We start from the raw sequence: 20,517 nt of genomic DNA on the forward strand, positions 1-20,517 counted from the left end.
GAGCTCCATTTTCGAATGTAAAAGCCTGCATCTGTAAATGAATCTGTGCACCAGGCAAGCTGCTGCTGTTTCTTTGTAACTATTAGACGGCGCCGCCTTTGAAAAGGTTTTAAAAGATACCTATTTTTTTAAAATATTTCCCAATAACCAAAAAGGGCCGCCGCAGAGCAGACTGTCTTAAGGGTTCTAATCGGACAGTCTGCTTTACGGCAGCCCCAAAACATTCCATATGATTCTTTACAGCTTGGTCTCCTCCGCCTTAATATGATGCTTCTCTACATACCCCGTCAGCATCAGGGTCAGCGCTCCGTCTCCTGTCACATTGCAGGCAGTTCCGAAACTGTCCTGAAGGGCAAATATCGTCAGCATCAGCGCCGTTCCTGTCCCGTCAAAGAGCAGGATTCCCGTAATCAGTCCCAGGGAGGCCATCACCGTTCCTCCCGGCACCCCGGGCGCTCCAATGGCAAATACGCCCAGAAGCAGACAGAACAAGACCATTGTTCCCAGGGAAGGCAGTTTTCCATAAAGAATCTGGGAAACCGTCATCACGAAAAATACTTCTGTAAGCACGGAGCCGCAGAGATGGATATTGGCAAAAAGCGGTATTCCAAAGTCCACCATATCCTGGCGCAGAACGGAAGACTTCTTGGCACAGCGCAGAGCAACCGCCAAAGTTGCGGCCGAGGACATGGTTCCCACTGCAGTAATGTACGCCGGGCCGTAGTGCTTTACCACCTCCGCCGGATTCTTTCCGGAATAAGCCCCTGCCAGTGCATAGAGGAGAATCATCCACAGAAAATGGCCTGCTATCACAATCAAAATCACCTTGATAAATACCGGAAACTGCTTGGTGATGCTCCCCTCATAGGCCAGGCCGCAAAAAGTGGAAGCAATGAAAAAGGGCAGAATCGGAATAACTACCTTGGTTACAATAGCCAGAACCACCGCTTGAAATTCATTCAAGATAGTTTCCAACTGACGGGATTTTGTCCAGGTGACGCCAAGGCCTGTCAGAAGGGAGAAGGCCAGAGCGCTCATCACAGACATCACCGGCGGAATCTCCAGTTCAAACAAAACAGCCGGCAGCTCCTTCAAGCCCTCAACGTCCGTTACGATAGAAAGGTGCGGTATCATACCAAAGCCCACAGCCATAGAAGCAAGCGCCGCCCCGATGGAAGACACATAAGCCAGTACCAGGGCCACTCCAAGCATCCGGGACGCATTGTTGCCCAGCTTGGTGATAGACGGCGCGATAAAACCGATGACAATCAGCGGCACGCAGAAGGTAATAAGCTGTCCGAGAACCTGCTTGACCGTCACCACCACGTTCATTACCGTTTCATTTGCTGCAAGGCCAATCACAATGCCTGCGATTACGCCTACCAGCAGTTTAAATGGAAGGCTCTTAAAAAATTTCTGCATAACTTTCCCCCTCTGTTCTTTGAAGTATGCTGCTGCAGTTCCTTCCACGAACAGCAGCAGAATTGTCTCTCTATTATCATATGCATTTCTGGGTTTTGTGTAAACGGGGCTGATGGCTTATTTTGCAGCAGCCCCGTTTTCTACACTTTTTTATTATAAAGGAAAAAACTGTTTATCACAAGTAAAAATAATCCGGCATTTACCGGGCATTCTCAACAGCCTTGGTGATGGCTGCCTGAAGGTCGCTGATAGAAATGGTAACCGAGCTGGTCAAATCATTTTCCTGGGCATAGCCTTGATCGTCGGTTTCGATCCCGTTTACCTCCTCAACGGTTTTTCCGATGACGTACTGCTCAAAGGAAGCAATCTGCTCGTTCCACTCTTTTCCAATAGGGGAAGCTCCCTTCATGCCGTAGCTGTCCCCAAGCTCCTTTGTGGTGGGATACTCCGTGTTGGCCACAGAGCCGATAGAGCCTGTGTTGGAAATGGAAAGCTTATTCTCCACCTTATCAATGATACAGTTTATAATGCGATCCTCTCCGTCCACGGTAACTGCCGCCACTACGGTATTGATCTCTGCAGAACCGTCCGTGTCTTCGGCGTTCTGGGCTCTCTTAAGACGCGATACGATGCCCACTCCCATTTTATAGTCTTGGCCTTCCCCTTCATTCTGGCTTGTACCGGAGCTTGTGTTTTGATTGTTGTTTTCTGTATCTTGCTGGGTATTTCCGTGATTGGGCACCACATTCTCCACAACGGATCCGGAAGATCCATTCTGGTTCTCATTTCCGGCGTTATCTGTCGTACTGCAGCCGGCAAGCACTGCGGCCGTCAGCGCTGCCGTCAAAAACAAGATTTGTCTTTTCATAACAAAATTCCTCCATAACAGGTATTGCAGTTTCTGAGTAACAATATATAGTATATCCTGCTGCTTTTACGCAATACTATTTGATGGTATATCTTTTTTTGGTAAGTTTTTTGATTTCTATTCTTTCTTTGTTTCTTTAAACAGGTTTTGCTGGTAGCCGTAAATTATGATAAAAAGACAAAGAAACACCAGTGCCGTATTGAAAAGGCAGCTCTTTCATAAAAAAAGGGGATATCGGAAAAGTCTTCTGCCTTATTTCCCGACATCCCCTTCTTTATGAAAACCGGTAATTCTTCCGGCCTTTTCCCGGCGAAGCCCCTTATCAATCCTTTTTATTCATCTGGCTGGATAACAGCTTATCCAGATAAACCGACTTAAACTGCCGGCTGGCCAGGGCCTGCTTCACTGGCGGAAGCTTCAGAATCGCCGCAAATACCGCAGCCATAGCCCTGTGATTGGCAAAAGCCTGATTATCAAAAACCAGGTTCTGCAGGGTTCCCTTCTCAATCGCCTGCAGAACAAAACGATGGGTGCTGTTCACCGGCGTAATCACCTGTACCGGCCTGCGCTTCAGCTCAATCGCCTTCGTTGGACAGTTCCCGGCACAGACACCGCAGCCTAAGCAGATCTCCTCATTCACCGATGCCTTCTTTTTCCCGTTTTCCCCTTCCTCCAAGGAAATGGCAAAAATCGGACAGGCCTTTGCGCATTTCCCACAGCCTATGCAAGTCTCCTTGTCCACCTTGGGAATATAATTGGTGGTTGCCACCGGCTGCATGGGCGCAAACTTCCGGGCCGCCTGCAGGGCTTCGCAGCAGCAGCCGCAGCAGTTACAGATAAAAGCCGGATCCTCCCGGACATTTTCCCCAATCTGAACCAGGTTATGGGCATAGGAACGCTCCAGGGCATCCATAGCCTCCGCCTTGTCAATCAGCCTTGCATAGCCGCCGTGCTCCGCCAGGGAACGGGCCACATTTCCAAAGGTGAGGCACACGTCCAGAGGCGCATCTATCTCGCAGGGCTGGCCTGCGTGAAGCATTTTGTGGCGGCAGTAGCAGGTGCCGAGGCCGATATACTCAGCCTCCTCCACAATATGACTGGCCCTCTCGTGATCCAGAATGTGCAGGGTATTTGCATTCGTCAGCACCGGCTCCTGGACAAACACACGGCCCAGACGGGTCTCTGTGACAAAGAAGAGATCCTTTACAAAATCCTCCTCTACATTCATATACTGGTAATATAATTCACTTAAATATTTCTGATCGATATCGCCTCTGGTGCGCATAAGGGCAAACTCAATAAAACCGGCCATGGGGGGCGGCATCACGAATTTGCGCACGCCGTTGTGGTAAGAATCTACCAGCAAGGCTTTCTCGCACAGATGGGTGAGAAACTTCTCCGCCTTTGCCTCGCTGGTGCCCCAGATCCGGGCAGCTTTTTTGGCCGTAAAGGGGCGCACGGGCAGCAGGGCTACCCATTTGGCTTCTTTTTCCGTGTAGAGCACCTGGAGAATCTTGTACAGGGTATCCGATACCGGCGCACCCTGGGTGAACCAGTTGATACGGTCTTCCAGATTCTTATAGGCGTCTCTGCTTGCTAGATGTCCCATATCTTTTCCTCGCCTTTCCTTTTTCTATTCAATTTGGTATCTGTTTCCGCTTATTCGGTAGTGAGACTGCACACAGCTGCAAAATATATCACTATAGACAGAGCTTTGCAGATTTTTTTATTATACTCTCTTTTACAGACAAATTCCAGCAATTCCTATCCCGCCCCCACATATAATTCTAATAATCCCCCCAAATAAGGATCTGCCCATGACCACACTCACTTCATTCATCGAAACCGTCAACCAATACCTCTGGGGCATGCCCATGATTGTGCTTCTCTTCGGCACCCATCTTTTTATGACCTGGAAAACGGGCTTTATCCAGCGCAAAACACCGCTGGCTATCCGGCTTTCCCTCACAAAAGACCCGGATTCCGACGGCGATATCAGTCCCTTTGCAGCCCTTTCCACCTCTCTTGCCTCCACTTTGGGAACCGGCAATATCATCGGCGTGGGAACAGCCATTGCCCTGGGCGGCCCAGGGGCCGTATTCTGGTGCTGGCTGACCGGAGTCTTTGGCATCGCTACCACCTATGCCGAATCTCTTATTGCCGTAAAATACCGGGTGCGCACCAAGGACGGTACCATGCTCGGAGGCGCTATGTACGCTCTGGAACGAGGCCTGGGAATGCGCTTTTGGGCCATCCTCTTTGCCTGCTTCGGCGTTCTCACCTCCTTTGGCATCGGCTGCGGAGTTCAGGTCAATGCCATTGCCGTAATCATAGATTCCTCCGTCCGCTCCGCTTTGGAGGGAAGCTCCACCTCTCTCACACGGCTTCTGGCGGTTCGGCCTGATGCCGTCTGTCTTGCTGTGGGCCTTGTAACAGGACTTATTACCTGTCTGGTGATTCTGGGCGGCGTCCGCTCTATTGCCAAGGTCTGCGAACGGCTTGTGCCTTTTATGGCTTTCTCCTATCTGGGCGGCTGCTGTGTGATCCTGGTTTTGAATCGCAGCTTTCTTTTCGAAAGCATCTACTTAATTCTCTCCTCTGCCTTCGGAAGCGCCAAAGCTGTAGGCGGAGGGCTGGCAGGTTCCGGTATGATGCTCGCGGCCCGTTACGGCATTGCACGGGGGCTTTTTACCAATGAAGCCGGAATGGGTTCGGCTCCCATTATCGCCGCGGCTGCCCGTACACGCAATCCCGTCCGCCAGGCTCTGATTGCTTCCACGGCTACCTTCTGGGACACGGTTGTCGTCTGCCTTATCACCGGGCTGGTTCTGGTGAGCAGCATCCTGCGCGGAGGGAACGCTGCCTGGGAGACACTTTCCGGAGGCGAGCTGACAACCGCCGCCTTTTCCCAGATTCCCTATATCGGCAGGCCCATTCTGATCTTCGGCATTATTACCTTTGCCTATGCCACCATACTGGGGTGGTCCTACTACGGGGAACGCTGCCTGGAATATCTGTTTGGGAAAATATCCCTGTTTCCTTACCGTTTTCTCTGGATTCTGGTTCTTGTCTTTGCGCCGGTCATCCGCCTGGAACTGGTGTGGAGCATCTCAGACACCCTCAATGCGCTGATGGCAGTTCCCAATCTTCTGGCGGTTCTGCTGCTGTCCGATACCATTGGCAGGGATACACGGTATTACCTGAAGCACCTGGATGAAAAGGACAATACTCCCGTGCCTTTACGTAAGAAGTCAAATATTTCATAATACAAGACATTGTCCGCCTTATCAGGAAATGCTATAATCTTAATAATTAATCTGCGGCTTTACAAGCCTAAGGATATTAGGAACCCAAAGCACCTATAAGGATTTATTTCAACCTGCAAAGGAGATACCCCATGTACGACATCACCATCATCGGCGCCGCCATTCTGGATGTTCTGGCACAGCCCATTTCCAAAGAGAACCTATCAGACCGCTCCTGTCCGGCAGACCAAGTCACCCTTACACCCGGCGGAGATGCTGCCAACGAAGCGGTCACTCTTGCACGCCTAGGAAAGGCTGTGAACCTTATCACCAAGCTCGGAGGGGATCTGAGCGGACAGCTCCTTTTGAATTATTTCTGGGAAAACGGCGTTTCTACGGAGGATGCGGTGATCGAACCGGATCTGGACACCGGGATCAATATTGTCCTGGTAGATCCAAAGGCTGAGCGTTCCTTTATCACCAACCGGAACGGTTCCCTGCGTAGGCTTGCTCTTGAGGACGTCCATATGGATGCTTTAAAAAAAGCTCCTATTCTGTGCTTTGCCAGCATCTTTGTGTCTCCCCGTTTTGACGTCCCGGCTATGGTTTCCCTGTTCCGCTCCGCTAGGGAACAGGGCTGTATTCTCTGCGCTGATATGACACGCTGTAAAAATAATGAACGGCTCCCGGATATCCAGGAAGCCCTTCAATATCTGGATTATCTATTTCCCAACTATGAGGAGGCAAAGGCTGTGTCGGGCCTTTCGGAACCGGATGAGATCGCCGATGCCTTTTTGGACTGCGGCGTGTCCTGTATGGTAATTAAGATGGGAAAAGACGGATGTTTTATTAAGACAAAAAAGCAGAGGTTTATGATTCCCGCTTATCCCCACACGAGATGCATTGATACCACGGGAGCCGGGGATAACTTTGCCGCCGGATTTCTCTATGCCCTCTCGGAGCATATGGATCTGGAGGACTGCGGACGCTTTGCCAATATAACCGCCTCCCTGGCCGTGGAGTCCCTGGGTGCCTGCACAGGTGTGCGATCTCTTTCGCAGGTTATGGAACGTTTCCTGGAAAACGGCTGATGCTTTGATACCTCTCCACCGGGCACTCCTGCATATGATCTGCATTGGCAGAGACAACTTTATAAGAAAAGTCTTTCTACCATTTTTATTCCGGAAAATACAGCGTAATAAGCAGCTTCCCTTCCCGGCAGTCCGCCCGGATACTGCCGCCCATGTGCTCGCACAGCTGTTTTGCGATTGCCAGGCCAAGACCCGTGGAATGGCTGCCGGTTTCCACCGTGTAAAAGCGGTCAAAAAGCCGTCCGGCCAGAACCGGCGTGAGACCCGCCGCTTTATTTGCAAAGATAATGGTCCCGTCGGGCTTCATCACCACGGACAAATCTCCGTCACTGTATTTCAGCACATTGCTGATAATATTTCCAAAGATCCGCATAAGGGCAGAACGATCGAGAAATCGCTCTGCCTTTTCCCCCGGAATGGAGATCTCGGGTGTTATCTTATGCTGCACAAAGGCCCCGTAGTAAAAGGCCAGGCTTTCCTCCAATACACGATTCAGTGACAGGTACTCCCCCGCATTCTCCTCCTGGGAGGTTATGACGGAATAAGTGAACAGCTCCTCCGTCAAGTCACCAAGGGCATTGGTCCGGCTGCGGATCATTTCCAGATACCGCCTTGCCGTCGGGGTGTGCTCCTCCTGATCCAGCAGATCAAGATACCCGGATATGGCCGTCAGAGGTGTCCGCAGATCATGGGAAATGTTGGTGATCGCTTCCTTAAGCTCCCGATCTCCCTGCCAAAACCGATGGCGTTCCCGGTTCAGAAGCTTAAGCTGACGGTTTATTCCCTCTGCTAACTGACGCATACATAAGTCCCGGGTGGAAATCACAATGGGCGTATTGGTATCCTCCGAAAGCTTCTGTTCAAATTCTCTGCGTATTTCTTTTGCCCCTTTACGCAAAAGGTGTATTTTCCATAAAAGCAGCAGGCAGACCGCCAACAGCACCAGACACAATATTTCCATACAAATCATTTTTTCCATCCATGTCCTTTTAAACTACCGAATATCTTTTTTCCCAAACAAATACATCCCAATCCCCGTAGTCACAGCCGTAATCCCCACATTGCACAACGCCATCCGCTGCCACCATATGAATACCTGGCTGCACATCTGAATCATCTGCCCCGTGGGAAGAAAATCATACAGAAACTCATAAACGGCACGTGCGGTTCCTTGAAGATACCGTGGATTTGGCATGGGTTCCTTCTGTGTCATCTCCCCTAATTCATTTAAGATATAGTCGTTTGTGAGAAATTCCGGCTCCGTCAGCCTTGCTTTAACAACAAAGGCCAACACCAGCAGAGCGAAAAACAGGAGGATATTGGCCACAGCCCCGGAAGCCTTGTTCTGGTTCAGCATACTGATCATTGTGAAAATGGAGACATAGGCCAAAATCATAAGTCCGCTTACCAGAAACCGGACCGCCAGCTCCCACGGATCCATCCGGACATTTCCGTTTAGTGGAATCCCCACAAGACTCTCCGCCGCTATATATACTGCCACCGCAAAAAAGCAGGCAAGGGTACCGATGATTAAATTGGATAAATAAATGTCTTTTCTCGTATGTCCTGCTATCAGTTTATTACGCATGGTTCGGTCGCTGTATTCCGTACCCAGATACATGCTGCAGCAGACGGCCGCAATCACTCCGATTACAAGGTTAAAGTTCCAGAAATAATTGTTCGGATTTGCTTTCTCTCCCTGTTCCACATAGTAAAGAATGGGAAAATATATGCTCATACCTGCCATCAGGATACATCCAAACAAAAAGCTTTTGTCCCGGTGCAGGCGGTTCAGGTTCGCCCAAAACAGCTTATTCATGCTCTCCACCTCCTACCAGACCCATAAAATAACTCTCCAGACTTTCGTTGTGCTCCTGGATACCGAACACCTGACAGTCCTCCTTTGCAAGATCCAGAATCAACTGTGACAGATTGACCTCCCCGTATACATCGGCCTCCTCATGGCTTCGGATCTTGTATTCCAATCCCACTCTCTCCAATGCCTGTGACAGTGCCTTTGTGTCCGAAATTCGAAGCCGGACGCATTTCTGGCAGGCAGACTCCAGTTCTTGTGCACTTAATTCCTTTACCATGCGGCCCTGATCCAGAAAGCCGTAATGGGTTGCAAGCCTGGACAATTCATCCAGGATATGACTGGATATCAGGACGGTGATCTGACGCTCTCGGTTGAGACGCAGAATAAGCTCCCGCATTTCTATGATTCCCTCCGGATCCAGGCCGTTCGCCGGCTCGTCCAGAATGAGAAAGTCCGGATCTCCTGCCAGAGCCACGGCGATTCCCAGACGCTGACGCATGCCGAGGGAAAAGTTTTTGGCTTTTTTCTTTCCCACATCCTCTAAACCCACCAGTTCCAGAAGCTCCCGAATCCCGTCAAAGGAGGGGATTCCCAGGATCTGATACTGCTGCCGGATGTTTTCCTCTGCAGTCATGTCCGAATATATGGAGGGCGTTTCCACTACGGCCCCCATCCGGCGGCGTGCTTCTGTGATCCCCTTTTCCGTGTTTCGTTTTCCGTATAAAATGTATTCGCCGGATGTGGGGCTCTGCAGCCCGCATATCAGGCGGATGAGCGTCGTCTTGCCTGCGCCGTTTCTTCCTACCAGGCCATAAACGGATCCTTTGGGGACGTGGATGGAAAGTCCCTCTAAAGCCTTAAAATGCCGGTAATGCTTACTCAATCCTTCTGCTGTCAAACAATACTCCAAATTGCTGCCTCCTATTCTAAGTCCATAATGTGATTAACAGTGCCGCACTTCTCATACCTGCACTTTAGCAAAAGAAGGTTAAGAAAGCCGTAAAGAAAAAGGTTAAGAAACAGTAAAGATTTCCTCCTCTTCCTTCATTTTATATCCGATTCCCCACACAGCCTCGATATAGTCCTCTTTGCCTGCCTCCCGAAGCTTTTTCCGCAGATTGCTCACATGGATTTTCAAGGAGCTTTCTGTACAGTCCGGCGTGTCCGTGCTTATCCGCTCCAACAAAACAGCTTTTGTTAAAACATGCTTCGGATTCTGCATCAAAAGCTTTAGGATGGCATATTCTGTTCTTGTAAGCCTTACGGCCTTCCCCTGTACGCTTAAGCCCCGGCTGGCCGTATCCAGCCTAAGCTCCCGGAAAACAAGGCCTTCACTGCTTCCCAGGGAAGCCGCCGCGCGAAGCTGCACATCGATGCGGGCCAGCATCTCTCTTGTATCAAAGGGTTTGGTAATATAGTCTGCAGCGCCCTCCCGAAGCAGTTTGACCTTGTCTCCCACATCTGCCCTGGCGCTGACCACAATCACCGGGATTCCCCGTATAAGGGGAAGAACCTGTTCTCCTGACAAACCGGGCAGCATGAGATCCAGGAGAACAAGATCCGGTCTGTGCTCCTTCAGTAGATAAACCGCTTCTGTGCCTGAATAAGCCCGAAGAACCTCATAGCCTTCCTTCTTCAAGACTTCCTCCATCATATCGCCGATATAAATATCATCATCAATCACTGCAATGCTTTTCATAAGATAAATTCGATTCCTTTCACTGAGGGTATCCCCAATAGATCTGTATGAACAGAATGCCTGCAGAGTGCGCTTTTCAAAGCATTCTGCCTGAAATCATTATACGGCAGATCCGTTTACTTCTCAACCGTTCTCCTCTTTCTCATTTTCCGCCATGCAAAAAACTGCGGAGAATCAATCTCTCCGCAGCTTCTTATTCTTTCTTAATAAAATACATGGCTTCCAATCACAATACTGTCCGAGCCCACCTCTGAGCCTGCCCGTCTGAAATGGGTGTAGCTTCCAATGGTAGTGTAACCGTTGATGGCCTCCTGGGCTGCCTGCATGCAGCTTGCCTTGGGGCTTCCGATATACTGCATCATGGTTCCGTTGCTTACCGGGCCGAACTGTCCCGGCGCATAGATAACATCTGCAATGGTGTTGGGATACCGGGGACTCTTCACCCGGTTCATAACCACTGCGCCGATGGCTACCTGGCCGTCATAAGGCTGGTTGCCGCCTTCTGCCTGGATAAGGGCCGCCAGGAGCGTAACCTCATTGCCGTTTGCCTTAAAGGAATCCCGCTGCTGTTTCAGCTTCTCACGCTTTTCCTCGGCCTCTTTTTTCTTAATCTCGTCCATGGTCATGGCTGAACCCAGCTCAAATTCCACGCTGACGTACTCTGCCGATACATAGCCGGTCTTTTCCTCTGCATACTGAATGTGAATCCACTCGGCTCCTTCGGTCTCCTCGCCGGCTACCACGTCAAGCTTCGTTCCCTCGCCTACATTCTTCAGAATCTTTCCCTCAGTGCTGGCCTCGGAACGGATACGCAGTCCGCCTGTCAGGGATGTTGCCGTCAAGGTAACCTCCTCCTGGGCCTGCTCATAGGCATCGTATCCAAACAGCAGATATTCGTTGTTCACATAGCCGTCTACATTGCCGGACTGTACCCTCGTCCAGCCCTCCAGACGCTCTACCACTTCGCCGCCGTCGCCCTTAAACATCCGTCCCAGAGCGGTGGATTCCGCATTGGGCTCTGAGCGTACCGTCACATAATCTTCCACATTTGCAAGTACTTTTTCTTCCCATTCTTCCTCAATCTGCAGTTTTTCAAAATCTTCTCCTGTTAAATCGTCCATCACAGACTCAATGCCGGCCGTTGTCTCCACATCCAGCTCCTCGATTCCCTCGAATCCGGACGCCGTGGCCCAAATCAGTAACAGGCCTAGTAAAACCGGCAGCTTTCTGCTGATTGCTCTCATAAGAACCTCCCTGTGTAATATCTGCATGTTACATTCTGCCCGGAATGTCCGGCTTTCTGCCGCCTCTTTCCGGTGATTATATTACAAATATGATCGCAAATATTACAATTTTGTTACGCTGTCATTTTAGCAGGAAGCAGGGCACTTGTCAAGGGTATAAACACAAAAGTGGTGGCTGTGGGAATATTTTTGGCAAAAAACACAAAAAAAGTGGGGCTTTGCATACGGATATTCCCATGACAGGACAAATCAGCATACAAAACAGCCCCTGTAACAAACTTATAAATTTCTCTGACGGTGAGCTTCATACAGCAGAACTGCAGAGGCCGCCGACACATTTAAGGACTCCAGCTTTCCCTCCATGGGAATCCGGATGCAGGTATCGGCACTTAAAGCCGCCTCCTGGGTAAGACCGTTCCCTTCATTTCCCAGAAGAAATGCAGTCCCCTTCCGGTAGTCCGGTCTGTCGTAGCCTTTTGCTCCGTCCAGGTAAGCGGCAAAGGTATTCACGCCCCGCTCCCGAAGCTGCCCCATGGTTTCTTTCAGATTCCCCGTCTGAAAAAAGGGGACTCGGTACACGGATCCCATGGTGGAACGAATGGTTTTGGGATTATACATATCCGCACAGCCTGGACTTAGGATGACGCCGTCCGCCCCGGCTCCCTCTGCCGTGCGCATCATGGTGCCCAAATTCCCCGGGTCCTGAATATTTTCCAGAACGAGCAGCAGGGGATTCTCTTTTTTCAGAAGATCCGACAGGGAATAGTGGTACTGTTTTACCAGGCAGAGGATTCCCTGAGGGGTCTGGGTGTCGCACATAGCCTTGAATACGCTGTCCTGGACCACCTCCCAGGGAGCTTCGGCCTCTTTTTCCTTCCACCGGCTTTTGAAATACGTCTCCGACAGATAGATCTTCTCGATCCGATCCCCGGGAGCCTCCCGGAACATCCTGGGTCCTTCTACTACAAAGACGTCCTGGGCGTTCCGAAGCTTTCCTTTCTTATTTAACTGAATCAGCTGCTTTACCTGCTGGTTCGCCGTGCTCGTTATCATAATGTAATTCCCTTGGTCTAATGCTTGGAAAGCGCCTGGGCAATCTCATACTGATAGGGATCGATTCCCTTGTCCATAGCCAGCGCCTCGTTGATATCGAAATCCTGGAACCGGCCGTGCTGATAGCCCACTACCCGGTTGGTCTTTCCGGCGCAGAGGAGATCCGCCGCCATGGCCCCCATCATGGATGCATACACGCGATCCTTACAGGTGGGATTTCCGCCTCTCTGCATGTGGCCTAATATGGTGGCTCTCGTCTCAATGCCCGTGGCCGCCTCAATCCTGCGGGCCATACTGGTAGAATGTCCCACGCCCTCGGCATTTACGATAATGTGATGCTTCTTGCCGCGCTTGCGGTTGGCAATGATATTGTTGATAATCTCCTGCTCGTCATAATCGTAATTCTCCGGAATCAGAATATCCTCTGCGCCGTTGGCAATGCCGCACCAGAGCGCGATGTAGCCGGCATTTCTTCCCATTACCTCGATGATGCTGCACCGCTCATGGGAGGTGGAGGTATCGCGAACTTTATCAATGGCTTCCATAGCCGTATTAACTGCTGTGTCAAAGCCGATGGTGTACTCGGTACAGGAGATATCCAGGTCGATGGTGCCCGGCACGCCTACGGTGTTAATTCCCAGATTCGCCAGCGCCTGGGCGCCTTTGAAGGAGCCGTCTCCGCCGATGACTACGATTCCGTCAATTCCATGTTTATTACAAATCTCTGCCCCGCGCTCCTGGCCTTCTTTTGTCATAAATTCCTTGCAGCGGGCTGTAAACAGAATGGTGCCTCCGCGCTCAATGGTATTGGACACATTGTTGGCTGTCATATCGATGATTTCTTCATTGAGCAGGCCCGAATACCCTTTCCGGATTCCCTTGACCTTCTTTCCGTTGGCAATGGCTTTTCTGACAACTGCACGAATCGCCGCATTCATTCCCGGGGCATCGCCGCCGCTTGTTAATACTCCGATGGTGTTAATTTCTTTTGTCATGTCTACTCCTCCCCATATATTGCCGCATATCTCATCTGTCAGTCTGTAACCGTCCTATTTCTGCCCGGGCACGGGCGGCAGCGCGGCTCTGACTGTATCTCTTTGTTATTTTAATGCATTCTTCTCAGCTTTTCAATACGTTTCTCCACAACTTTTACATTATCTGAGCCGAAACGCTGCCGAAGCCTTGCAAGGAGTTCCCCCTCTGCCAAAACCGTCTTTCCGGCTCCCAGGCGCTTTGTGCTGCGCTCCGCCGCCGCGTAAAGAACCACCGGGTCGCTGCCGTCGCTGTCATGGATGAGCCTAAGAAGCTCCGCTTCTTGTTCCATGCAGGCCGCCTGATCCGCAAACTGTATCCACAGCTCCCTCTTTCCCTCGTCAAAGGAGAAAATGCGGTCGCAGATAAGCTTGCTGGCCTTGTCCTCCTCCCCGTTTACATGGCCGCTGACAAATACCTTGGCCTCCTCTGTCAGCATTCCCGAATTGCGCTCATAAATATTCGGAAATACAATCACTTCCACGGTTCCCACCAGATCCTCGATCTGCAGAAAGGCCATTACCCGGTTATTTTTCGTATACTTAATGGTTTTCCCGGTAATCATGCCGCCGATAATCACCAGCTCCCCGTCCCGTACCCGGCTTTTGTTGGTTTCCTCGTCCAGCTGGAAATCCATAGTTACTGCCGTAATGTTTTTCCGCCAGCGTTCCTCATACTCCTCCAGGGGATGTCCGCTGATGTAGACGCCCAGAACCTCCTTTTCAAAAGACAGGACAAGCTCCTTTTTGTACTCCTCCACCTTGGGAAGCTGAATCTTAAAGTGCTCCTTTTCCTCCTCGTCCACCAGGTCAAAAAGGCTCATCTGCCCTGTCATAGTGTTCTTGCGGCTCTGAGCCACGCTTTCCATAATACCTGCATAGGCCATCATATACTGCTGGCGGTTTCCTCCCAGGCTGTCCAGGGCTCCCGCCTTTATGAGATTTTCCAGGGTTTTCTTGTTGACCTCTTTTCCGGACATCCGCTCGATAAAGTCCGTCAGGCTCTTAAAGGCTCCCCCCAGCTTCCGCTCCGCCACAATGCACTCCACCACGGGCCGGCCAATGCTCTTGATTGCTGACAGGCCGTAACGGATAGACTTGCCGGATATGGAAAATGCGGCCTCTCCTTCGTTGATATCCGGCGGCAGAATGGGAATGTCCATCTGGCGGCAGGTTAAGATATACTCGGATACCTTTCCCGGATTTTCAATGCAGGAGGTCATAAGGGCGGCCATAAATTCCACCGGATAGTAGTATTTGAGGTAGGCAGTCTGATAGGCCACCACGGCGTACACCACGGCGTGGGACTTGTTGAAGGCATATTTTGCAAAATCCGTCATTTCGTCAAAGATTTTGTGCGCGGTCTTTTCCGGAATCCCCTTGCTGATGCAGCCGGGCACTCCCTCTTCTGGATTGCCGTAGACAAAGTTCTGCCGTTCTTTTTCCATAACGGAAGCCTTTTTCTTGGACATGGCCCGGCGCACCAGATCGCTTCTTCCCAGAGTATATCCGGCCAGCCGCTGTACGATCTGCATTACCTGCTCCTGGTAGACGATGCAGCCATAGGTGGGCTCCAGAATCTCTTCCAGCTCCGGACAGTCGTAGGAGATGGTTTCCGGGTGATCCTTGCCCCGGATATACTGGGGAATAAAGTCCATGGGGCCGGGACGGTAGAGGGCAATCCCGGCTATGACATCCTCCAGATTCTTCGGTTTCAACTCCTTCATAAAGCTTTTCATGCCTGCGCTCTCAAGCTGAAAGATGCCGTCGGTCTTTCCGCTTCCGATGGAGGCAAATACGGCCTTGTCATCATAATTAATCTCATCCATATTCAGGTGAATGTGAGAGCTTTTTTCCGCAAGCCTGGCCGCGTCCTGGATCACGGTCAATGTCCGCAGTCCCAGGAAATCCATTTTCAAAAGGCCCAGCTCCTCTAAGGTTGTCATGGTGAACTGGGTGGTGATGGATCCGTCGGTAGCTCTTGACAGGGGTACATACTCGTCCGCCGCCTTTTGGCAGATGACTACGCCGGCGGCATGCATGGAGGTGTGGCGGGGCAGGCCCTCCAGACGCATGGACATATCCACCAGCTCGTGAACCTGGGGATCCTTCTCATAGCTGTCCCGGAACTCGGGATTCATCTTCAAGGCATCCTTTAAGGTCACGGTTCTTCCAGGCTCAGCCGGAATCATTTTGGCAATGGAATCTACAAAGGCATAGGGCAGATCCATCACGCGGCCCACATCCCGGATCACGCCCCGGGCAGCCATGGTTCCGAAGGTTACAATCTGGGCCACCCGATCCTTGCCGTATTTTCTTACTACGTAGTCAATGACTTCCTGCCTCCGTTCGTAACAAAAATCAATGTCGATATCCGGCATGGACACACGCTCCGGGTTCAGAAACCGCTCAAACAGAAGCTGGTAGGCCATAGGATCGATGTTGGTGATATGCATTACATAGGAGACAATGCTGCCCGCTGCGGATCCCCGGCCGGGGCCTACGGCAATGCCGTGATCACGGGCATATTTGATAAAGTCCCATACAATAAGGAAGTAGTCCACATAGCCCATTCGCTTGATCACGCCAAGCTCGTATTCCAGCCGCTCTTTTCTCGTTCCGTCGTCGTTGGGATAGCGTTCTTTTAATCCCTCAAAGCAGATTTTATTGAGGTATTCCCAGGAGGTATAGCCCTCCGGCACGTCGAATTTGGGAAGCTTTGTGACGCCGAATTCAATCTCTACGTTGCAGCGCTCGGCTATTTTTCCCGTATTCTCCAGGGCTTCCTTTGCGTAAGGGAACAGAGCCTCCATTTCCTCCGGGGACTTTACGTAGTACTGGCCGCCCTCGTAGCGCATCCGGTCCTCGTCCTGGAGCTTTTTGGCTGTCTGGATACAGAGGAGGATATCGTGGGGCTTTGCGTCCTCGGCGTTGGTATAGTGGATATCGTTAGTGGCTGCTAAGGGGATCTCAAGCTCCCGGCTCATGCGCAGAAGAGCCTGGTTTACTGTTTTCTGCTCGGGGATTCCATGATCCTGGAGCTCCAGGAAATAATTACCCTTCCCGAAGATTCCCTCATATTTGAGCGCTGTTTTCCTGGCCTCGTCGTAGAGTCCTTTTACAATATAACGCTGCACCTCTCCGGCCAGACAGGCGCTCAGGGCAATAATGCCTTTGTGGTACTGCTCCAATACCTCCATGTCTACACGGGGACGGTAATAAAAGCCCTCCACATAGCCCTTGGATACGATTTTGACCAGGTTGGCGTAGCCCTCGTTGGTCTCGGCCAGGAGAACCAGATGGTAGTAGCGGTCTTCTCCTCCGGTGAGTTCTTTATCGAAACGAGAGTTGGGCGCTACATAGACCTCGCAGCCCAGGATGGGCTTGATGCCTTCCGCACGGGCCGCCCGGTAAAAATCGATAACGCCGAACATGGCGCCGTGATCGGTGATGGCGGCGGCTTCCATGCCTAGCTCTTTTACTCTGGCTGCATATTCTTTGATTTTATTGGAACCGTCTAAGAGGCTGTATTCCGTGTGGGTGTGCAGGTGTACAAATGACATTCTCTTCCTCCGTAGGTAAATGGCAGCTGCGAATGAAAAATCTGACGCAGAAAGCTGGCTGTTTTTGCAGTGTTATTCATTTGAAAGCTCGTACCGGAGCGTGTCCAGGATGCGGTGGGCTGCCTGTTCTTTTGTCATCAGCTCCAACTGGGTCTCCTTTTCTCTGGTGAGCAGGGTAATCCGGTTGGTGTCTGCGCCAAAGCCTGCGCCTTCCTCCCGAAGGCTGTTGGCACAGATGAGATCGCAGTTTTTAGATTCCAGTTTTTTTCTGGCATTTTCTAAGAGATCCTCTGTTTCCATGGCGAAACCGCAGAGGAGCTGGCCTTGTTTTTTGTGCTGCCCCAGGTATTTCAGGATGTCTTTTGTGCGCTTTAATTGTATCGTCAAGTCCTGATCGGATTTTTTCAGCTTGTGATCTGCCATGGACACCGGGGTGTAGTCGGCGACTGCGGCGGCTTTGATTACGTAGTCGGCTGCGGCGGCTTCCCTGGTTACTGCCTCGAACATGTCCTGGGCGGAGGTTACCGGCAGGGTGTGTACGAACATGGGGGGCACGGCCTCTGTATGGCCCGTTACTAAGGTGACTTCTGCTCCCCGGAGCATGGCGGCTTTTGCCAGGGCAAAGCCCATTTTTCCGCTGGAGTGGTTGGTGATAAAGCGGACGGGATCTATGGATTCCCGGGTGGCGCCTGCGGTGATTAGGACTTTCTTTCCGGTGAGATCTTTTTCATAGGCGATTTCTTTTAAAATGTATTCCAGAAGTACTTTTTCCTCGGGCATCCTGCCGTCGCCTTCGTCGCCGTTGGCCAGCATGCCTTTTTCGGGAGGGATGATTTCATAACCGTAACCGGCCAGTTTTTTTAGGTTGTCCTGGACGATTGGATTGTGGTACATGTTGTGGTTCATGGCTGGGGATATGAGTTTTCTGCAGGGGCAGGCCATGATGGTTGTGGTCAGCATGTCGTCTGCTATGCCGCCTGCTATCTTTCCTATGACGTTGGCGGAGGCTGGGGCGACTACCACCAGGTCGGCCTGTTTGGCTAATGCGACGTGTTCGACGCTGTATTGGAAATTGCGGTCGAAGGTGTCGATGAGGCATTTTGTGCCGGTCAGGCTTTCGAAGGTGATTGGGTTGATGAAGTTCATGGCGTTTTGGGTCATTAGGACTTGGACGCTGCAGTTTTGTTTTTTTAGCATGCGGGCTAGGTTGGGGATCTTGTAGGCGGCTATGCTGCCGGTTACGGCTAGGATGACGGTTTTTCCTTTTAACATTGGGGGGCTCCTTTTTTGTGGTGGGGGGGACGGGGATGCCGGAAACGGAGGCCGCAGGCTTTTCCATATCTGTGTTCGCACGGTTCTCGTACACGCCGTATGCTCTGGGCGGACATTTTGCTTGATGTCTTTGGGATGCTTTTTGCTTTTGTAATGTCCGCCCAGCTCATACGGCGTGTGCGCGAACAGGCGGACACTTGATATTGGAAAAGCCTGCGGCCTCCGTTTCCGGCATCCCCTGTTTCTTGGCGGTGGTTTGTTGTTGTAATGGGTATCGGTTGTTTAATGATGGTTATGCAAATATGAAGGGGTGTAATTTTTAAATTTTGATTGATTTGGTAAACTTGGTTTTTTTGTATTTTTTTAAACTCTTTTTAGTATAGCACAAAAAGTTTATTTTTTTGTATATTTTTTTTGGGATCTGTGGTATAAAGGTAGATGTATTGTATCTCCAATAGGAGAATAATAACATTTAGGAGGAAAATTGAATATGGAGAAATCAAGAAAAGACACTCGTTGGATGGTCAGTGTTGCACTTATGGCTGCGATTGTGATTCTGCTGGCGAATACGCCGCTGGGGATGATTCAGCTTCCGATTATTAAGGCAACAACTGTGCATATTCCGGTTATTATTGGGGCGGTTCTTTTGGGGCCTTTGGCTGGGGCGATTCTGGGAGGTGTGTTTGGGGTCTGCTCGATGATTAGTAATACGGTGGCTCCTACGCTGCTTTCTTTTGCTTTTTCGCCTTTTCTTGCGGAGGATCTGATTGGGGCTTTGAAGACGCTTTGGATTGCTGTCGGATGCCGGGTTCTGATTGGTGTTGTGGCGGGATGGCTCTGGATTGGGCTTCGAAAGCTTCGTTTGTCGCCTTGGATTGCTCTTCCGGTTACTGGTTTTGTGGGTTCTTTGACGAATACGGTTTTTGTGATGGGGAGTATCTATGTGCTTCTGGCTTCGCAGTATGCGGCGGCTAAGGAGGTTGCCCGGAGTGCTGTGTGGGGCCTGATTATGACGACGGTGACGGCTTCGGGGGTTCCGGAGGCGATTGCGGCGGCGGTTCTGGTGACGGCTCTTGGAAGGGTGCTTCTGGTGTTTTTCCGGAAGCAGATGGCTGCGGCCTGTTAGGAGTTTTTGGCTTGAGTCTGCCTGATGGGTTTGGGTTCGGCCGCTGATTTTTTGACTGATGATTTTTTACCCTCTGTGGGCGGTTGCTTTGCTCACGGGGGGTATTCGTTGTTTTGCTTTGCTGGATGCCTGGATGTGATTTGTTTGTTCTGTAGAGTTTTATTACTGCCCATGTTTTTTTCTAAAGGGGAATTAAAATGATTTTGACGGTTGATATTGGAAATACGAATATTGTGATTGGCTGCTTTGAGGGTAAACGGCTGTGTTTTCTTGAGCGGTTTGAGACGAATCAGCGGTGGGCTTCTCTGGAGTATGGGGTGATTTTCCGGGAGACTTTTTCTCTGTATGGGATGGATGCTTCTGCTGTTGAGGGGGGAATTATTTCTTCTGTGGTTCCTTCGGTGACGGATACGGTGAAGCTGGCGGCGGAGCGGTTTACGGGGTCGCGGTTTCTGGCGGTGGGGCCTGGGATTAAAACGGGGCTTAAACTGGCGGTGGATAATCCGGCCCAGCAGGGCAGTGATCTGGTGGTAGCGGCTGTGGCGGCTGTCCATGATTATCCGGTTCCGCAGATTTTGATTGATATGGGGACGGCTACTACGGTGTCGGTGATTGATAGATCCGGCGCTTTTATCGGGAAAATGATTCTGCCTGGAGTGATGGTTTCTCTGGATGCCCTTTCCAGCCGGGCGGCGCAGCTTCCGAAGGTTTCTCTTGATCCGCCGAAAAAGCTGATTGGGAGTAATACGGTGGATTCTATGAAGAGTGGAATTCTCTATGGCAGCGCCGGAGCCCTGGACGGGCTGATCGACCGTATCCAGGAGGAGCTTGGGGAGCCTTGCACGCTGATTGCCACGGGCGGGCTTGCCAGGGTGATTGTTCCTCTTTGCCGGAACCGGATTCTGCTGGATGAGGAGCTTCTGCTTCGGGGTCTCCTGCTGCTTTATGAAAAGAATTGTTAGGAGGAAGTCAGCAAGAATGATTTGACGCAGTTCCTTTTGTCTGTTATTATTATTTCGTGTGCCGCAAAAGAAACTTTTCCGTGACGGATTGTTTTGGGCATGCGGAAGTATAAAAAGGGAGTATG

The 20,517-nt window shown here is 50.9% G+C and carries 16 protein-coding genes; 4 read left to right on the top strand and 12 right to left on the bottom strand.

What is annotated here, in order from left to right; genetic code table 11:
- Positions 1 to 237 precede the first annotated feature (237 nt).
- The 3 genes from VV089_RS16315 to VV089_RS16325 form a co-directional block, all read right to left on the bottom strand.
- Positions 238 to 1,422, bottom strand: coding sequence for a dicarboxylate/amino acid:cation symporter (locus VV089_RS16315; protein WP_334336625.1), 1,185 nt, complete (start codon positions 1,420 to 1,422; stop codon positions 238 to 240).
- A gap of 199 nt (positions 1,423 to 1,621) precedes the next feature.
- Complete coding sequence (locus VV089_RS16320) at positions 1,622 to 2,290, bottom strand: hypothetical protein (protein WP_334336626.1); 669 nt, start codon at positions 2,288 to 2,290, stop codon at positions 1,622 to 1,624.
- A 322-nt stretch (positions 2,291 to 2,612) separates the two neighbouring features.
- The gene (locus VV089_RS16325) at positions 2,613 to 3,899 is read right to left on the bottom strand and encodes a 4Fe-4S dicluster domain-containing protein (RefSeq protein ID WP_334336627.1); all 1,287 of its coding nucleotides are present in this window, start codon (positions 3,897 to 3,899) and stop codon (positions 2,613 to 2,615) included.
- Positions 3,900 to 4,107: 208 nt separating this feature from the next.
- Between VV089_RS16325 and VV089_RS16330 the strand changes: the two genes are divergently transcribed.
- Positions 4,108 to 5,556 (top strand): alanine/glycine:cation symporter family protein, encoded by a 1,449-nt coding sequence (locus VV089_RS16330; protein ID WP_334336628.1) that lies wholly within the window; start codon positions 4,108 to 4,110, stop codon positions 5,554 to 5,556.
- A 131-nt stretch (positions 5,557 to 5,687) separates the two neighbouring features.
- Positions 5,688 to 6,626, top strand: a complete 939-nt coding sequence (locus VV089_RS16335) for a carbohydrate kinase family protein (RefSeq protein ID WP_334336629.1) — start codon at positions 5,688 to 5,690, stop codon at positions 6,624 to 6,626.
- An 85-nt stretch (positions 6,627 to 6,711) separates the two neighbouring features.
- Here the strand turns inward: VV089_RS16335 and VV089_RS16340 are convergent, their stop codons facing one another.
- From VV089_RS16340 to coaBC, 9 genes are all read right to left on the bottom strand, one after another.
- Positions 6,712 to 7,596, bottom strand: a complete 885-nt coding sequence (locus tag VV089_RS16340) for a sensor histidine kinase (protein ID WP_334336630.1) — start codon at positions 7,594 to 7,596, stop codon at positions 6,712 to 6,714.
- Between the two features lie 24 nt (positions 7,597 to 7,620).
- A complete protein-coding gene (locus tag VV089_RS16345; RefSeq protein ID WP_334336632.1) occupies positions 7,621 to 8,445 on the bottom strand; it encodes an ABC transporter permease subunit in 825 nt (274 codons plus the stop codon).
- Positions 8,438 to 9,352 carry an ABC transporter ATP-binding protein gene (locus tag VV089_RS16350; RefSeq protein WP_334336633.1) on the bottom strand — a complete coding sequence of 305 codons (915 nt, stop codon included), beginning with the start codon at positions 9,350 to 9,352 and terminating at the stop codon, positions 8,438 to 8,440. The genes VV089_RS16345 and VV089_RS16350 overlap by 8 nt, the downstream gene beginning before the upstream one ends.
- Before the next feature lie 102 nt (positions 9,353 to 9,454).
- Positions 9,455 to 10,141 (bottom strand): response regulator transcription factor, encoded by a 687-nt coding sequence (locus tag VV089_RS16355; protein WP_334336634.1) that lies wholly within the window; start codon positions 10,139 to 10,141, stop codon positions 9,455 to 9,457.
- Between the two features lie 203 nt (positions 10,142 to 10,344).
- The gene (locus tag VV089_RS16360) at positions 10,345 to 11,385 is read right to left on the bottom strand and encodes a cell wall hydrolase (RefSeq protein WP_334336635.1); all 1,041 of its coding nucleotides are present in this window, start codon (positions 11,383 to 11,385) and stop codon (positions 10,345 to 10,347) included.
- A 279-nt stretch (positions 11,386 to 11,664) separates the two neighbouring features.
- A complete protein-coding gene (locus tag VV089_RS16365) occupies positions 11,665 to 12,438 on the bottom strand; it encodes a TrmH family RNA methyltransferase (protein WP_334336636.1) in 774 nt (257 codons plus the stop codon).
- A 17-nt stretch (positions 12,439 to 12,455) separates the two neighbouring features.
- Positions 12,456 to 13,433, bottom strand: coding sequence for a 6-phosphofructokinase (gene pfkA, locus VV089_RS16370; protein WP_334336637.1), 978 nt, complete (start codon positions 13,431 to 13,433; stop codon positions 12,456 to 12,458).
- Positions 13,434 to 13,543: 110 nt separating this feature from the next.
- Entirely contained in the window at positions 13,544 to 17,032 is a 3,489-nt protein-coding gene (locus tag VV089_RS16375; protein WP_334336638.1) for a DNA polymerase III subunit alpha, read from the bottom strand.
- A gap of 72 nt (positions 17,033 to 17,104) precedes the next feature.
- Positions 17,105 to 18,304, bottom strand: a complete 1,200-nt coding sequence (gene coaBC / locus VV089_RS16380; RefSeq protein ID WP_334336639.1) for a bifunctional phosphopantothenoylcysteine decarboxylase/phosphopantothenate--cysteine ligase CoaBC — start codon at positions 18,302 to 18,304, stop codon at positions 17,105 to 17,107.
- Between the two features lie 490 nt (positions 18,305 to 18,794).
- On the opposite strand from coaBC, the gene VV089_RS16385 reads away from it, so the two are divergent.
- A complete protein-coding gene (locus VV089_RS16385; RefSeq protein ID WP_334336640.1) occupies positions 18,795 to 19,430 on the top strand; it encodes an ECF transporter S component in 636 nt (211 codons plus the stop codon).
- A 197-nt stretch (positions 19,431 to 19,627) separates the two neighbouring features.
- A complete protein-coding gene (locus VV089_RS16390; protein ID WP_334336641.1) occupies positions 19,628 to 20,392 on the top strand; it encodes a type III pantothenate kinase in 765 nt (254 codons plus the stop codon).
- Positions 20,393 to 20,517: the final 125 nt, after the last annotated feature.

It is taken from the genome of Candidatus Merdisoma sp. JLR.KK011, from assembly GCF_036941125.1.
Lineage (GTDB): Bacteria > Bacillota > Clostridia > Lachnospirales > Lachnospiraceae > Laedolimicola.

Coding starts and splice junctions, on each gene's coding strand:
- VV089_RS16325 (WP_334336627.1), bottom strand. CDS start 3,899: ATGGGACATCTAGCAAGCAGAGACGCCTATAAGAATCTGGAAGACCGT.
- pfkA (WP_334336637.1), bottom strand. CDS start 13,433: ATGACAAAAGAAATTAACACCATCGGAGTATTAACAAGCGGCGGCGAT.
- VV089_RS16365 (WP_334336636.1), bottom strand. CDS start 12,438: ATGATAACGAGCACGGCGAACCAGCAGGTAAAGCAGCTGATTCAGTTA.
- VV089_RS16345 (WP_334336632.1), bottom strand. CDS start 8,445: ATGAATAAGCTGTTTTGGGCGAACCTGAACCGCCTGCACCGGGACAAA.
- VV089_RS16340 (WP_334336630.1), bottom strand. CDS start 7,596: ATGATTTGTATGGAAATATTGTGTCTGGTGCTGTTGGCGGTCTGCCTG.
- VV089_RS16330 (WP_334336628.1), top strand. CDS start 4,108: ATGACCACACTCACTTCATTCATCGAAACCGTCAACCAATACCTCTGG.
- coaBC (WP_334336639.1), bottom strand. CDS start 18,304: ATGTTAAAAGGAAAAACCGTCATCCTAGCCGTAACCGGCAGCATAGCC.
- VV089_RS16385 (WP_334336640.1), top strand. CDS start 18,795: ATGGAGAAATCAAGAAAAGACACTCGTTGGATGGTCAGTGTTGCACTT.
- VV089_RS16335 (WP_334336629.1), top strand. CDS start 5,688: ATGTACGACATCACCATCATCGGCGCCGCCATTCTGGATGTTCTGGCA.
- VV089_RS16360 (WP_334336635.1), bottom strand. CDS start 11,385: ATGAGAGCAATCAGCAGAAAGCTGCCGGTTTTACTAGGCCTGTTACTG.
- VV089_RS16390 (WP_334336641.1), top strand. CDS start 19,628: ATGATTTTGACGGTTGATATTGGAAATACGAATATTGTGATTGGCTGC.
- VV089_RS16320 (WP_334336626.1), bottom strand. CDS start 2,290: ATGAAAAGACAAATCTTGTTTTTGACGGCAGCGCTGACGGCCGCAGTG.
- VV089_RS16355 (WP_334336634.1), bottom strand. CDS start 10,141: ATGAAAAGCATTGCAGTGATTGATGATGATATTTATATCGGCGATATG.
- VV089_RS16315 (WP_334336625.1), bottom strand. CDS start 1,422: ATGCAGAAATTTTTTAAGAGCCTTCCATTTAAACTGCTGGTAGGCGTA.
- VV089_RS16375 (WP_334336638.1), bottom strand. CDS start 17,032: ATGTCATTTGTACACCTGCACACCCACACGGAATACAGCCTCTTAGAC.